This is a genomic window from Sphingomonas chlorellae, from assembly GCF_056485145.1.
The window spans coordinates 280,451-294,176 of record NZ_JBQXXM010000003.1 but is presented as its reverse complement, the minus strand read 5'-3'; the positions used below and the strand labels follow the sequence as shown (position 1 = coordinate 294,176).

General features: G+C 69.7%; 16 protein-coding genes. 7 read left to right on the top strand and 9 right to left on the bottom strand.

Translation table 11 applies throughout. From position 1 onward, the window contains the following. Window positions 1-15: 15 nt before the first annotated feature. Window positions 16-1,296, bottom strand: a complete 1,281-nt coding sequence (gene serS / locus ACT3CF_RS10190) for a serine--tRNA ligase (RefSeq protein WP_478422409.1) — start codon at window positions 1,294-1,296, stop codon at window positions 16-18. Between the two features lie 99 nt (window positions 1,297-1,395). Between serS and ACT3CF_RS10185 the strand changes: the two genes are divergently transcribed. The 5 genes from ACT3CF_RS10185 to ACT3CF_RS10165 all read left to right on the top strand — a co-directional run bounded on the left by ACT3CF_RS10185 (window position 1,396) and on the right by ACT3CF_RS10165 (window position 4,433). Then, window positions 1,396-1,782: a baeRF12 domain-containing protein gene (locus tag ACT3CF_RS10185; protein WP_478422408.1), complete on the top strand. Its 387-nt coding sequence runs from the start codon at window positions 1,396-1,398 to the stop codon at window positions 1,780-1,782. Continuing rightward, window positions 1,680-1,925 carry a baeRF12 domain-containing protein gene (locus ACT3CF_RS10180; RefSeq protein ID WP_478422407.1) on the top strand — a complete coding sequence of 82 codons (246 nt, stop codon included), beginning with the start codon at window positions 1,680-1,682 and terminating at the stop codon, window positions 1,923-1,925. The genes ACT3CF_RS10185 and ACT3CF_RS10180 overlap by 103 nt, the downstream gene beginning before the upstream one ends. A 16-nt stretch (window positions 1,926-1,941) precedes the next feature. Further along, on the top strand, window positions 1,942-2,880 hold the full coding sequence (locus ACT3CF_RS10175; protein ID WP_478422405.1) for a hypothetical protein: 939 nt from the start codon (window positions 1,942-1,944) through the stop codon (window positions 2,878-2,880). Between the two features lie 596 nt (window positions 2,881-3,476). Then, window positions 3,477-3,944 (top strand): RNA polymerase-binding protein DksA, encoded by a 468-nt coding sequence (gene dksA / locus ACT3CF_RS10170; RefSeq protein WP_478422404.1) that lies wholly within the window; start codon window positions 3,477-3,479, stop codon window positions 3,942-3,944. 108 nt (window positions 3,945-4,052) lie between these two features. Then, window positions 4,053-4,433, top strand: a complete 381-nt coding sequence (locus ACT3CF_RS10165) for a PilZ domain-containing protein (protein WP_478422402.1) — start codon at window positions 4,053-4,055, stop codon at window positions 4,431-4,433. Between the two features lie 357 nt (window positions 4,434-4,790). On the opposite strand, the gene ACT3CF_RS10160 is transcribed toward ACT3CF_RS10165, so the two are convergent. Continuing rightward, the gene (locus ACT3CF_RS10160; protein ID WP_478422400.1) at window positions 4,791-4,943 is read right to left on the bottom strand and encodes a YdcH family protein; all 153 of its coding nucleotides are present in this window, start codon (window positions 4,941-4,943) and stop codon (window positions 4,791-4,793) included. A gap of 170 nt (window positions 4,944-5,113) precedes the next feature. Here ACT3CF_RS10160 and ACT3CF_RS10155 point away from each other — a divergent pair, with 170 nt between their 5' ends. Further along, window positions 5,114-5,311 (top strand): YdcH family protein, encoded by a 198-nt coding sequence (locus ACT3CF_RS10155; protein WP_478422399.1) that lies wholly within the window; start codon window positions 5,114-5,116, stop codon window positions 5,309-5,311. Window positions 5,312-5,408: 97 nt separating this feature from the next. After that, window positions 5,409-5,870: a DUF1465 family protein gene (locus ACT3CF_RS10150; protein WP_478422397.1), complete on the top strand. Its 462-nt coding sequence runs from the start codon at window positions 5,409-5,411 to the stop codon at window positions 5,868-5,870. Window positions 5,871-5,898: 28 nt separating this feature from the next. On the opposite strand, the gene ACT3CF_RS10145 is transcribed toward ACT3CF_RS10150, so the two are convergent. The 7 genes from ACT3CF_RS10145 to ACT3CF_RS10115 form a co-directional block, all read right to left on the bottom strand. After that, window positions 5,899-6,855, bottom strand: coding sequence for an NAD(P)H-dependent flavin oxidoreductase (locus ACT3CF_RS10145; protein WP_478422395.1), 957 nt, complete (start codon window positions 6,853-6,855; stop codon window positions 5,899-5,901). Between the two features lie 105 nt (window positions 6,856-6,960). Further along, the gene (locus tag ACT3CF_RS10140; RefSeq protein ID WP_478422393.1) at window positions 6,961-7,485 is read right to left on the bottom strand and encodes a gamma carbonic anhydrase family protein; all 525 of its coding nucleotides are present in this window, start codon (window positions 7,483-7,485) and stop codon (window positions 6,961-6,963) included. 4 nt (window positions 7,486-7,489) lie between these two features. Beyond that, window positions 7,490-7,717: a hypothetical protein gene (locus tag ACT3CF_RS10135; protein ID WP_478422391.1), complete on the bottom strand. Its 228-nt coding sequence runs from the start codon at window positions 7,715-7,717 to the stop codon at window positions 7,490-7,492. Between the two features lie 121 nt (window positions 7,718-7,838). After that, entirely contained in the window at window positions 7,839-9,218 is a 1,380-nt protein-coding gene (locus ACT3CF_RS10130) for a PepSY-associated TM helix domain-containing protein (protein WP_478422389.1), read from the bottom strand. Window positions 9,219-9,230: 12 nt separating this feature from the next. Further along, window positions 9,231-11,339, bottom strand: a complete 2,109-nt coding sequence (locus ACT3CF_RS10125) for a TonB-dependent receptor family protein (RefSeq protein ID WP_478422387.1) — start codon at window positions 11,337-11,339, stop codon at window positions 9,231-9,233. Between the two features lie 124 nt (window positions 11,340-11,463). Further along, on the bottom strand, window positions 11,464-11,868 hold the full coding sequence (locus ACT3CF_RS10120; protein WP_478422385.1) for a hypothetical protein: 405 nt from the start codon (window positions 11,866-11,868) through the stop codon (window positions 11,464-11,466). A gap of 106 nt (window positions 11,869-11,974) precedes the next feature. Then, entirely contained in the window at window positions 11,975-13,675 is a 1,701-nt protein-coding gene (locus ACT3CF_RS10115; protein WP_478422384.1) for a GGDEF domain-containing protein, read from the bottom strand. Window positions 13,676-13,726 lie beyond the last annotated feature (51 nt).

Sequence of the window (13,726 nt, the reverse complement as noted above, 5' to 3'; positions counted from 1 at the left end):
CCCGGCCGGCATGGCTCAGCGTTGCGGCTCGATCCGTTCGAGCCCGCCCAGATAGGGCTGGAGCACCGGCGGCACCGCCACGGCGCCGTCCGCCTGCTGATAGTTTTCGAGAACGGCGACCAGCGTGCGGCCGACGGCGAGTCCCGAGCCGTTGAGCGTGTGGACGAAGCGCGTGCCCTTTTCGCCCTCGGGGCGATAGCGGGCGTTCATCCGGCGCGCCTGGAAATCGGTGCAGGTCGAGCAGCTCGAAATCTCGCGATAGCGCGCCTGGCCGGGCAGCCACACCTCAAGGTCATAGGTTCGCGCGGCCGAGAAGCCCATGTCGCCCGTGCACAGCTTCATCCGGCGGAAGGCAAGGCCCAGCCGGGTGAGGATGTCCTCGGCGCAGGCGGTCATCCGCTCATGTTCGGCCTCGGACTGGTCGGGGGTGGTGATCGACACCATCTCGACCTTCTCGAACTGATGCTGGCGGATATAGCCGCGCGTGTCGCGGCCCGCCGCGCCCGCTTCGGAACGGAAGCAGGGGCTGAGCGCGGTGAGGCGGATCGGCAGCGCCTCCTCGGCCAGGATCTGCTCGCGCACGGCGTTGGTCAGGCTGACCTCCGCCGTCGGGATCAGCCAGCGGCCGTCGGTGGTGCGGAAAAGATCCTCGGCGAACTTGGGAAGCTGACCGGTGCCGAACACCGCCTCGTCGCGCACGAGCAGCGGCACCACCGCCTCTTCATAACCGTGCGTGCCGGTGAGCGTGTCGAGCATGAACTGCCCGAGTGCGCGATGGAGCCGCGCCGCGGCGCCGCGGACGAAGGTGAAGCGGGCCCCCGAGAGCAGCGCGCCGGTTTCGAAATCGAGCCCGATCGCCGGGCCGATCGCGTCATGCTCGCGCACCTCGAATGCAAAGGCGGGCGGCGTGCCGCGGCTGTGGACCAGCGCATTGTCATTCTCGTCCGCACCCTCGGGCACATCGGCGAGCGGCAGGTTGGGCAGCGCGGCGAGCCGCGATTCGAGGGCCTCCCCGACGCTGCGTTCCTCGGCCTCTAGCGCGGGAAGGCGTTCCTTGAGCGTCGCCACCTCGGCCATCAGCGCCGCCGCGGCCGCATCGTCCTTGCGTGCCTTTGCCGCTCCGATCGCCTTCGACGCCTCGTTGCGGCGCGCCTGCCCCGCCTGAAGCTCGGTGACGATGGCGCGCCGGCGCTCGTCGAGGGCGAGCAGGTCGGCAGCGAGCGGGGCGAGCCCGCGACGGGCAAGGCCCTGGTCGAAGGCGGCGGGATTTTCGCGGATCAGACGGATGTCGTGCATGATCGGGGCTATGGCGAGCGCGCGCGCGCGGCGCAACCCCGCGCGGGCAAGGCGCGTTCACCGGGCATCCACGGACCCCCGAACCGAAGGAGTGAAGCCATGGACCTGCCGCACGATGCCGTCGTCCTCGTCGCCGACGGACGCAAATTGTTGTTCCTTCGCAACGAAGGCGATGCGCGCTTTCCCAACCTGGTCGTCGAGCAGAAGCGTGTCGATCAGAACCCCAAGGATTCGGACCAGAAGACCGACGCTGCGGGGCGCAGCATGTCGGCATGGGGCGGCGGCGGCGCGTCGGGGCCGGGCGTGCGGTCGGGCTACAATACGGGAATACGGGGCAGCCGACGGGCGGCGAGGGCGGCCAGTTCGCCCCGGCGCGCGGCACGATGGGCGAAACCGATTTCCACCAGCAGGAGGAGGATCGGTTTGCCGCCGAGGCGGCGGCGCTGCTCAATGCGCGGGCGCAGGCGGGTGAGTTCGAGACGCTGATCGTCGTCGCGCCGCCCAGGGCGCTGGGCGCGATGCGTCCGCATTACGACCAGGCGCTGCGCGAGCGGCTTGCCGGTGAGGTCGCCAAGGACCTGACCGGTCATACCGTGCCGCAGATCGAGGCCGCGCTGACCGCGGCCTGACCGCCGCGGTCAGGCCTTGCGCGCAAAACGGCGGCGCAGCGCGAGCGCGCCGGCGGCGGCGCCGAACAGCAGCACCATCGGCGGCGCGGGAACCGGCGTGGGCGGCGTGCCCGAGGAACCGCTGCTCGTACCCGAGCTGGTGCTCGTGCTGCCGCTGCTCGAGGTATGCCAGCCGCTCGACGTGCTCCAGCCGCTCGAGGTCGATGAGGATGTCGACGACGAGGTCGAGCTCGACGAGGTGATGCCGCTCGACGTCGACGAGGACGTCGAGGTGGAAACGCCGCTGGACGTCGACGAAGAGGTCGACGAGCTGATCCCGCTCGACGTCGAGCTCGACGAGCCGCCGGTCGAGGTCGACGTCGAAGATCCGCCGGTGGAGGTGGACGAGCCGCCGGTCGAGGTCGAGGTCGACGATCCGCCGGTCGACGTCGATGATCCCCCCGTCGAGGTGGACGAGCCCCCGGTGGACGAGGTGCTGCTGACATTGCCGCTCGAGGTCGAGGACCCACCCGTCGAGGTCGAAGATCCGCCGGTCGACGAGGTGCTGCTTACCGTCCCGCTCGACGTCGACGACGTGCTGCTGACGCCGCCGGTCGACGAGGAGGTCGAGCCGCCGCTGGTGCTCGAACTGCTCGAAATCTCGATATTGATCCCGCTGCTCGCGCCCGAGCTGGAAAAACCGGAGCTGCCGAAAAATCCGCCCGCGAAGAACCCGCCGACAAATCCGCCGCCGCCGCCCGATCCGCCGATCACCGTCGTGCCGCCCGAACCGCCGCCGGTGGCCACCAGCGGCATTGCCGGGGCAGGGGGAACGGGAACGCCCTGCGGCGTCACGACGACGACTTCGGGGGGAACCGGCGTGGTCGTCGTGGTCGTGGTGGTCGTCCGCCGCACGAGCTTGGTCGCCGCCGGGCGCGCATATTTGCGGACCACGCGCTTCTTCGCGACGACATAGTGCTTCACCACTTCCGGCTTCTGCACCCGCTCGGCCACATAGACGCCGCCGCCGCCAATCAGCGCGCCCCCGCAGGCGCAGGCGCAGAGTTTTGCCAAGGCCATCCGAACCGACATACTGCCCCACTTGATCATCGTCTGCGCCGTCCGCGCAACGCTCCTGCACCTTGCGGCGCCGGGATGCGTCCATGCCGAAAAGGGCAGAACAAAGGCTTAATCGCAAGTTCGATAGAGGGGATTAACCCCGTTTGCGCGGCCTTTTTCACGCGTTCGCGATGCGAAACATGGTTAACGTCCCGTTTGGGAACGCCTGGCGCCGATGCGCCGTTCGGGGCGGCGGGCTGCCGTTACGGCAACAGGTTCGTTTCGCGGCCAAGTCCGGGCGTGCAACGGATGCGCCGGATGTTCGTTTGGCCCCTTGCTTTTGATCGTGAGAGTTCAGCTGCGGCTAATTTCCTCTCGTTTAAGGGGAATTACGCGCAGCAAAGATGCAGTAACGCGCTTGTTTAAGTGCCCGACGCTCAGTATAGCGCCACCGGGCAGAAGCAGGTCATCTGGCGGCTCCGGGCCATCGGGTGACCGGTGTGGAGTGTGGGGATGGCGACTGTTTTGGATCAGATCGACGAACCGGGTAAAGTGACTCCGCCTCCGGCGAACGACGGTGCCGGAGGATATCGTCCGAGCGACGACGAACCGTTCATGAACCCGCGGCAACTCGACTATTTCCGGGCGAAGCTGCTGGCATGGAAGGATGCGATCTACCGCGAGGCGGCGGGAACGCTCAATCAGCTCCAGTCCGAACCGCTGCGCGAAGCGGACCTGACCGATCGCGCATCGAGCGAGACCGACTGGTCGATCGAGCTGCGCACGCGTGACCGTCAGCGCAAGCTGATCGCCAAGATCGACGCGGCGCTGCGCCGGATCGACGAAGGCGAATATGGCTATTGCGAGGTGACGGGCGAACCGATCTCGCTCGGGCGGCTCGAGGCGCGGCCGATCGCGACTATGACGGTCGAGGCGCAGGAGCGTCACGAACGGAACGAGAAGATTTCGCGCGACGAATAAGCGGCTTGGCGTGTTTCCCGGGCACGGATCGCGTGCCCGGGTTAACGCTTTGGTTAGGGTGTCGGGCTATCGTCCGTCGGACTAGGTTTCACGCGTCCAGGCAGCCCGATGGATCAGCTTTCCTCCGACCAGACCAGCGCCCTTTCGGCCGAGGATTTTCGCGGCAAGCGCAGCTCCGTGCGCGACAGCCTGTTGCTGACCGCGCAGTTCCGGGTCGATGGCGAACCGTCGGGAGAGACGGTGCGCGTGCGCAACCTTTCCGCCGGCGGCCTGATGGCCGAACATCCCGCGCCGCTGATGATCCGGACCCCGGTCGAGGTCGAAGTGCGCGGTATCGGCTGGGTGAAGGGGCGAATCGCCTGGTGCGCGGAAGGCCGCGTCGGGGTCGCGTTCGACAGCCCGATCGACCCCAAGGCAGCGCGCAAGCCGGTCGGCAAGGGCACGACCACCCCCGTCTACGTCAAGCCGCCGATTCTCACGCGCCGGTAACGGTGCGGCGGGGCAGATACGCCGACAATTCCGGTTGCGACCGCCGCGCATGGCGAAGGGCGGGCCGCCGCCGCCGGGTTCCCGAAGAGCTGATTCGCCCAATGTTCAGTGGGCAGCGGTCGCGATGAAGCGCGCTTGACGCGACTGCACGCTCGCAGCGTCCAGTCTGCACGAACAGGCCGACCGCGACGCGATGCGCGTGCGGGGTGTTCCCGGGGCGAGCGTCCGGTTTCGTCGGCACGCGTCGGCGGCAACCGCGGACATCGGAATGGACCGTCGGGCAGAAGCGGCCCGGGCACACGCCGCAGCGCGCGCCCGAACCCTCAGATCAGTACCATTCTGGTGCCGATTACCGCCTTAACGGGCGAGCTCTTCCTTGACCCGCAGCTTTTCCTTCTTCAGCTGGGCGATCAGGATTTGATCCGGCATCGGCCGTTGCGATTCGTTGGCGATTCGCGCGTCGAGCGAGGCGTGTTTTGCCGTAAGTGCCACAAAATGCCCGTTCTGCATGTTTGCGTCCTCCTGTGCTGAGTGGCCGGACATCGAACTAGACCACGAATTGTCGTGCTTGTCGCCATCCGCAATTTGACGGATCGATGACGCGTCGAAAAGTCGCGACGATCGGTTGCCGCGTGCACGTCTCTCGTGCAGGTTGCGCGGGCACGATCGGGGGAAGCGGAATGGACGAAGGCGAGATCCGCGGGCGGCTCGAAGCGTTGCGGGCCGAGCACCGCGACCTCGACGATGCGCTCGCCGCGCTGATCGTGCAAGGGCGCCCGGACCAGTTGCAGCTTGCCCGGCTGAAGAAGCGCAAGCTGAAGTTACGCGACGAAATCAGCGCACTCGAAGACCAGTTGATCCCCGACATCATCGCCTGAACGCTGCGGGTGCCGCAATCGGCTCCCGACTTGGTACAATTCGTGGCCGATGTTAATCATTTTGTCGCAGCGACGGCTGTGCGAACACCGTCGCGCGATGCAATCCGTCCCACCCCCCGCCCGTATCCATCGACGGCTGGTCGACTCGCTCTATGTCGAGGCGATGCTGCTGGCCGACGACGCGCGCGCCTATTTCGACGGGGAGGGGCGCGAGCAGCGCGATGCGCTCGACGCGGTGATGCGCGTTTCGTTTTCGTGCGAGGCGTTGAAGGTGACGACGCGGTTGATGCACGTCATCGCCTGGCTGCTCACGCAGCGCGCGGTCGACACGGGCGAGCTTGCCGCGCACGAGGCGGCGACGCCTGCGCGTCGGCTGGGGAGTGCGCCGCTGCCCGAGATGGCCGTACTCGCGGCGATGCCGGCCCGCGCGGTCGCGCTGGTCGAGGCGAGCCGTGCGCTCTACGAACGCGTCGAGCGTCTGGACGCGGTCTTTGACGAACCGGCGCCGGCGTCGAGCCCCGCACATCGCATGATCGACCGGCTGCGCGGGGCGCTTTAGCGCCGGCCTGTTTCGGGCGCGTTGGCGTTCAGGCGGTGGCGCCGCCGCACAGCGCCTGGCGGGCGGCAAGATACTCGCTGCGCAGCCGGTCGATCCGCTGGGCGGCGGGCTCGACGGCGTGAACCGCGCCGATGCCCTGGCCGGCGCCCCAGATGTCCTTCCACGCCTTTGCCCCGCCGAAGTTCATCGCGCTGGGATCGCTTTCGGGGAGATGATCGGGGTCCAGACCGGCCGCGACGATCGAACTGCGCAGATAGTTGCCGTGGACCCCGGTAAAGAGGTTCGAATAGACGATGTCGCTGGCGCCGCCGTCGACGATCGCCTGCTTATAGGCCTCGATCGCATTGGCCTCTTCGGTCGCGATGAAGGGGGAGCCGATATAGGCAAGGTCGGCGCCCATCGCCTGCGCCGCGAGGATCGAGCGGCCGTTGGCGATCGCGCCGGAAAGCGCGACCGGGCCGTCGAACCATTCGCGGACTTCCTGCACCAGCGCAAACGGGCTCAGCCGTCCGGCATGGCCGCCGGCGCCCGTGGCGACGAGGATCAGCCCGTCGGCACCCTTTTCGACCGCCTTGTGCGCGAAGCGGTTGTCGATGACGTCGTGGAGCGTGATGCCGCCCCAGCTGTGCACCGCATCGTTGACCTCGGGCCGCGCGCCGAGCGAGGTGATGACGATCGGCACCTTCCACTTGGCGCAGGTTTCGACATCCTGTTCGAGGCGGACGTTCGACTTGTGGACGATCTGGTTGACGGCGAACGGCGCGGCGGGCGTGTCGGGATGGTCGCGGTCCCAGGCCGCCAGTTCCTCGGTGATGCGGTGGAGCCACTCGTCGAGCAACCCTTGCGGCCGCGCGTTGAGCGCGGGAAAGGCGCCGACGATTCCCGCCTTGCACTGCGCGATCACCAGATCGGGCACCGAGATGATGAACAGCGGCGACCCGATCACGGGAAGCCGGAGGCGATCGAACAGCGGAGGCAGGCTCATGCGCCAAATCTTACCGCAGGCGACGGGGCTGTAAATCCCGGCGAGGCGGACGTTACGGCAGCGGCGCAAGCCAGGGCACCGGCCCGGGCCTGCGTCCGCCGCGCGCTATCCGACTCGGGTCAGGCCGTCGGCATAATCGCGCTGTTTCGCGGCATAGAGTGCGGCCGATGCCTGCAACATCGCGATCGTCGCGGCATCGAGCGGGCGCACGGCGCGGGCCGGCGCGCCGACGATCAGATGACCGTCGGGAAACTGCTTGCCCTCGGTCACCAGTGCGCCGGCACCGACGAGGCAGTTGGCGCCGATCACGGCGCGATTGAGCACCGTCGCCCCCATGCCGATCAGCGTTCCGTCGCCGATCGTGCAACCGTGAAGGATTGCGTGGTGCCCCACCGTCACCGCATCGCCGATCGTCAGCGGCGCGTCGGGATCCGAATGGAGCACCGATCCGTCCTGGATGTTGCTTCGCGCGCCGACCAGGATCGGCGTGTTGTCGGCGCGAATGACGGCCCCGAACCAGACGCTGGCGCCGGCGGCGAGGCGGACGTCGCCGATCAGGTCGGCACTCGGCGCGACCCAGGCATCGTCGGCGATCTGGGGGGCGTGGCCCCCGAACTGATAGAGCGGCATGGCGTCAGAATAGCGGCGTTGCCAGTTCGGGGGGAAGCGCCAAGTGCGCCCCCATCGCGAGCGCGAGCGCGACGCCGCCGAGCAGCACCGCAAGCGTTGACGACAGCGAGAACAACCCCCAGCCGACCAGCGTCACGATCTCCGGACTCGGCCGCGCCGCGCGCGCGTTGCGGCGGATCGACTGGGTCACGAAAACCGAAAGCATCATGTAGACGAGGAAGAAGAAATTCATCGCGTTCCACCCGTTGTGGCGATGCTGTTGGGTAGCCGCGGCGGGGCCGGGCCGCAATGTGGGGGAAGTGCGGATCGCCCCGGCCGTGCGGAAGCTGGCCGCAGGGCCGGGGCGCCCGGGGTCACGCCGGTGCTGCGCTCCGGCGCGCGACCAGCCGATCGGCGAGCAGCGCCACGACCATCGTCGCACCCGTGAGCGGGAAGACGGCGCCGCCGACGAGCAGGATCAGCGCGACGGTTCGCGCCGATCGTGCATCGGCGCGGGGCGGCGCGGCGATCCCGCCCTGTACCGGGCGCCGTTTCCACCACATCACTGGTGCGCTGAGGCACAGCAGCAGCAGCGCGATACAGCCGGCGAGCATCGTCAGTCGGTTGGCCTCGCCATATTGCTGTCCCTGATGCACCGCGACGCCCCATTCGATTGCGCGCGCGGCGGGTCCGAACTGGGCATAGCGTGCATCCTGGAGGACATGCCCGTCGCTTGCGTCGAGATAGAGGACGCGGGCGTCCTGCGCGCGGACGATCGTCGCCGAGACGAGATAGGGGGCGCCCGGCGCAGCCGGCAGCGTCATCGTCCAGCCCTTTTCGAGCCCTTGGGCGCTTGCGATCGCCGCGGCACGGCCCGGCGTGATCGTGGGCGCGGCATGGGCGGGCTCGGCGGGGCCGGGCGTGCCGTCGTGCGCCTGATGCGCGCCATGCTCCGGCGCGGCCGCCTGCTGCATCGACCATGGCAAACCCTGCCGCCCTGCGTCGCGCGTCGCGGCGGCGGCCGCTTCCCACGGCGTCGGCCCCGGCGCGCGCGGGCGGCCGAGGCCGTGCGTCGCGACCCAGCCCTGCACCGACTTGCCCCACACGCCGCTCCACGGCATGCCGGTGACTGCCAGGAACAGTATGATCACGCCTCCCAGCAGCCCCAGCGACGCGTGGAGGTCGCGCCAGAACAGGCGTCGGCGCGGGCTCCCCCGCAACGCCAGTGCCGGCGCGCCGCGCCGCGGCCACCACAGCCATATTCCGGTCAGCACGAGCAGGATCGCCCAGCCGGCCGCAATCTCGACGAGCGCGTTGCCGATCGGGCCGGTGAGGATCAGGCTGTGGAGGTCGCGGAGGGTTTGGGTGATGCCGTTGGGGCGGGTGAGGCCGCGGACGGTGGCGTGAGACGGATCGACAAAGGCCGTGCGGCGCGTGCCGTCGGGAAAGACGAGCGTCATGCGCCAGGCGGTGTTGGATTCGGCCGGGCGCGTGACCTGGACGACGCGCGCGCCCGTCGCGGCGGCCACGCGCGCGACCATCGGGTCGAGCGCAAGCGCCGGCGCGGCGCCGTCGACGCGGAGCCAGTCGCGATAGACCAGCCGCTCGATCTCGGGCTTGTAGAGATAGAGCGCACCCGTCACCGCCATCCAGGCGAGCAGCGGCAGCACCGCCAGCCCGGCATAGAAATGCCAGCGCCAGACAGCGCGATAGAGCCCTTGAGACCGCCCGGTGTCGTTCGAAATCAATGCCATGCGACGCACTCCTCAGAATCGTGCGCGCACGCCGGCATAGGCCGCGCGGCGTTCGACGGGATAGTAGATCGCGGAAGTCGGCGTCGCGCGGATCGCCGCGCTGATGTCGCCGATCGCGGCATGATCGAGCAGGTTGCGCAGGTCGACGAACAGCGTCAGCCCCGCGCGCAGATCGGCGGTCGCGCCGATCCCGAGCAGCGCATAGGCGGGAACGCGGCTGGTATTGGCATAATCGGCCCAAGCGCCGCGCGGCAGCCATTCGACATTGGGGGTCAGCCGGATCGGCCCCGCAGAGAGCTGAATCTCGGCGCGATAAACATGCTCAGGAATGACCGGCAAGCGATTGTTCCCAAATTGTTTGTCTCCGAGAAAAGTGAAGTCGGAATACTGATAGACCTGACGCAGCAGCGCCCAGCGGGTGAGCGGAAGGTCGAGTCCGGCCTCGATTCCCTGATGGCGCGTCCGGTCGGCGTTGAAGGTTGCCGCAGGGATGCCCGGCGCCTGGTCGAATTGCAGCATTTCGCCCTGAAGATCGGCGCGGAACACGCTGATTTCAAAAGAGGATGACCCGATCCGGCCGCGCGCGCCCAGCTCCGCCGTCCACGCCCGCTGAAGGTCGACCGGAACGAAGCCCGGCGCCACCGCGCCGCCCGCCCCGGCAAAGGGCGTCTGAGACAATTCGGCAAGACCGGGCAGCTCAATCGACCGGCTGTAGTTGCCGTAAAGCGTGAAATCGCCGCCGTTCGGTTGCCACAGCACGCCGATTTTGGGCGAAAACGCGTCGAAATCCGCCGTTCCGCTGCGCGCGATGGCGAGGCGGTTCGTCACGCGCCGTTCGCCATGCGTGAACACCCCGCCGAGCACGAGCTGTGCCCCCGCGACCGGCCCGAGCCGCAATTCGGCATAGGCGTCGATCGTGTTTGCGGTCTGCGTCGCATCGGCGGTGAGCGCGCCGCGCCGCCCGGCGCGGTTGACATATTGCCGCGCCGCGACGTTGCCGAAGCGCGCGGTGACGCCGCCCGCCAGCCGCAGCGGCAGCGGCCCGCCGCCGACGAGCGGGGCATCGGCGCGCAGGAACGCACCATAATCGACCGATTTCTGGTCGATCACCTGATAGATCGGGTGGAAGAGCTGCTTGGCGTTGAGGAACAGCCCGGCCTCGACCGTCGCATCGCCGAGCGCGAGCGTGGTGCGGTTCTGAAGCCGCAGCGAATCGATGTTGCGTTGCTGGTCGCCCGCCACCGTCGCACCCGGCGCGGCCGGATCGGCAAGCGCCGCCGCGCGCGTCACCGCGCCGGGCAGCCGCTGTTCGATATGGTTGATCGCAGCGTAGAAGCGCGTCGCCAGCCCGTCGCCCAGGTCGAACCCGGCATTGCCGTTGAAGCGCAGCGCGCGCCGCGCCGCATGGGCACGATCGCCGTCGGAGCGATCGCCCGCAAGCGACACCCAGGCATCGCCGCGCCCGCGGACGAAGCCCGCGGCAAGCTGGCCGCGCAGCGTATCGAAACTGCCGCCGTCGAGCCGCAGCGCCAGCCCGGGCGCGCTGTGTCCCGTCGGCGTGATCGCGTTGATCGCGCCGCCGAGCGTCGAGCCGCCCAGCCGGAGCGCATTGGCGCCGCGATAAACCTCGATCTGGCCGAACACCGCCGGGTCGAGTTCCTGGAAGTCGCCGTTGTTGTCGGCAAGGTTGATCGGGATGCCGTCCTGAAACAGCATCAGCCCGCGCATGTGATAGCCGCGGCTGATCCCCGATCCGCGGATCGAGATGCGGACCTCCTGCCCGAAACGCGGCTGGGTATAGACGCCGGGGGTGAAGGCGAGCGTGTCGCGCAGCGACACCGCGAGCCGGTCCTGGAATGCCGCCGCATCGACCAGATCGGCGCCGCCCGGCGTCGCCGCGACGCGCGCCGCCGCATCCTGGGCCAGCCGCCGCCCGATCACGACGATCGTGCTGCGTTCCCCGCGCCCCTGCGCCGCGGCGGCGGCGGGATCGTCGGGCGCGGGGGCGGGCGAGGGAGAGGGGGGCGTGAGGGCGCCGGCCGACTGGGCCAGCGCGGCGGGCGACACGGTGAGCGCGAGCGTGGCGAGCGGCGCCCGCGCGAGGAAGGTGCAAAGGGTCATCGATTTCCAACAGCCTGAACGGCACGCGCCCGAGCCCGAAATCGCCGGACCGGCACGCACGCCTTGCATCAACGGACATCGGACGCGCCGCACGCGCGGCGGCCGATGGCGAAACGGTGAGCGTTCAGGCGCGGAGCGGTGGTCCGGTGGGCGGCGGCGGCGGCGCGGCAAGCCCGTGGCCGATCGTCGCGACGCGCGCGGCAGGCGCCCAGCCGGGCACCGCCGGAACGGGCAGCGCGAGCGCGACGGGCAGCAGCGCCGGCAGCAACGCGGGCGTGGCGATCCCGGCAAAGGCGCAGGGGTGATCGGCCTCGCGCGGGGCCGACGGGCTGCCGTGATGCACCTCGCCCCGGCCGTCGACCCAGGCGGTCGCCGGGCCGTTGCCGGTACACAGCGTGAGCGCAAAGCCCTGGCCGGTCGCGGGCATCCAGCCCGCCGGAACCAGCACGCGCAACGCCAGCGCCAATACGACGAGCAGGATCGCCGCACCGCGCAGGATCGGGCTCGATCGGGCCGTCGCGCTGGTCATGCGCCACGGCGTAGCAACGCCGCCGGCGCGAGTCGACGGGGGCAGGGGTGAAAAAGGTCCGGCGCGGACGGATCGTGCCGCGGCAGTCGCCAGGCCGAGGCCGGCGTCAGGCGGCGACGTGTTCGCCGGGCGACATCACGAACACCGCGCCGCCGCGCGCATAGGCGGTGCGGTTGCGACCACCATGCTTGGCGGCATAGAGCGCCTGGTCGGCGGCGTGATAGAGTTCGGCAAAGCCCGCATCGTCGTCGCCCGCGGCCTCGGTGATGCCGATGCTGACGGTGACGAAGAAGCCGCCATGGTCGATCGCGGCGAGCGTCGCGCGCAGATGCTCGGCAAAGCGCAGCAGCGCCGGGCGCGTCATGCCGCGGATCGCCACCGCGAACTCCTCGCCCCCCAGCCGCCCGCTATGGCCGAACGGTTCGGCGGCGAGCTTGAGCTCGCGCGCGAGCGTGCGCAGCACCGCGTCGCCGCGATCATGGCCGCGACGGTCGTTGACCGCCTTGAAATGATCGATGTCGAGCAGGATCAGCCCGAAGCTGTCGTCGCGCTCGCTCGCCTCGCGCGCCATCGCGTCGGCGCGCGGGACGAAGCCGCGCCGGTTGAACAGTTCGGTGAGCGGGTCGCGTTCGGCGAGCAGCTTGAGCTCGGCCTCGGCGGCGAGCGCGGCGTCGCGTTCGATCCGCAGCCGCGCGAGCCGCAGCGAGGTGACCGCTGACAGCCAGATCGTCTGGACCGCGCCCGCGAGCAGGATCGCGATCTGCGCGCCGCCGCCGAACAGGCTGGTCCCGAAGCTGACGAACTGCTGCGCCGCGAGCATCCCCATCGGCACCGCCCAGGCGAGCACGAAGTCGCGCGCGTCGCGATTGCCGCGCGCCCAGGCGATGCCGAGCGCGACGACGACGCCCGCGAGCAGCGCGAGGATGCAATAGCCGATCACCGGCAGCAGCGCGGGGAGCGACGCCTCCGGCCCGAAGCCGAGCGGGACCGAGAGCACGAACACGACCAGGCCGAGCGCGATCAGCAGCGTGCGCGCCCAGCGCGGCACGTCGCCCGGCCGCAGGCAGGCGATCGCGCAGCCGGTGGCGAACACCACCGCGAGCCCCGACAGCGTGCTGCAGAGCTGGGACGACAGCGTCCCCGCCACCGCGGGCGCGACGAGCAGCGCCAGTTGCGACCAGAGCGAGCCCCAGACGAGCAGCGATGCCGCCCACAGCGCGTGGAACAGGAAGAAGGCGCGCCGCGTGTTGATGGCGAGCCCGAGATTGTAGAGCATCGACACCGCGAGCAGCACGAGCACGCCGCCGACGAGCGCGCCGCCGAGCGAGGCGTCGCGCCCCGCCGCCTCGGGCGTGAGCGCGCGGACGCGGAGCAGCGAATAGAGCGCCAGATTGTCGACGTGCAGCCGCACGCCCGCGAGCGGCACGTCGCGGCGCGGCGCGTCGAACGCCACCTGCGCGCCGATGCGCCAGCGATCGCCATAGGCGCCATGGGCGACCGACTGGGTCCGCACCACCCCGTCGGCATAGACGAAATCGACCGTCAGCCGGTCGAACCGCGTCTGGTGGAGCAGCAGCGTCGAGGCGCCGGGGGGAATCGCGCGCGCGTCGATCCACACCCATAGCCGCCGGTGCGCGGGCTCGGCGGACTTGCCGCCGCAGCGATAGGCCGCGGCCGGCGGCGGCGCGGCGCCGATCGGCGTGAGCGCGTGGCAGAAGGCGCCCGACAGATCGCGCGCCGCCGCCGGCGCCGAAGCGACCAGCGACGCGATCAGAGCGATCGCCAGAAGGAGAAGCCGTTTAACCATGTGCGACGCCAGACGATGGACTTAACGAACCGAGGTTAGCGATTGTTAAAC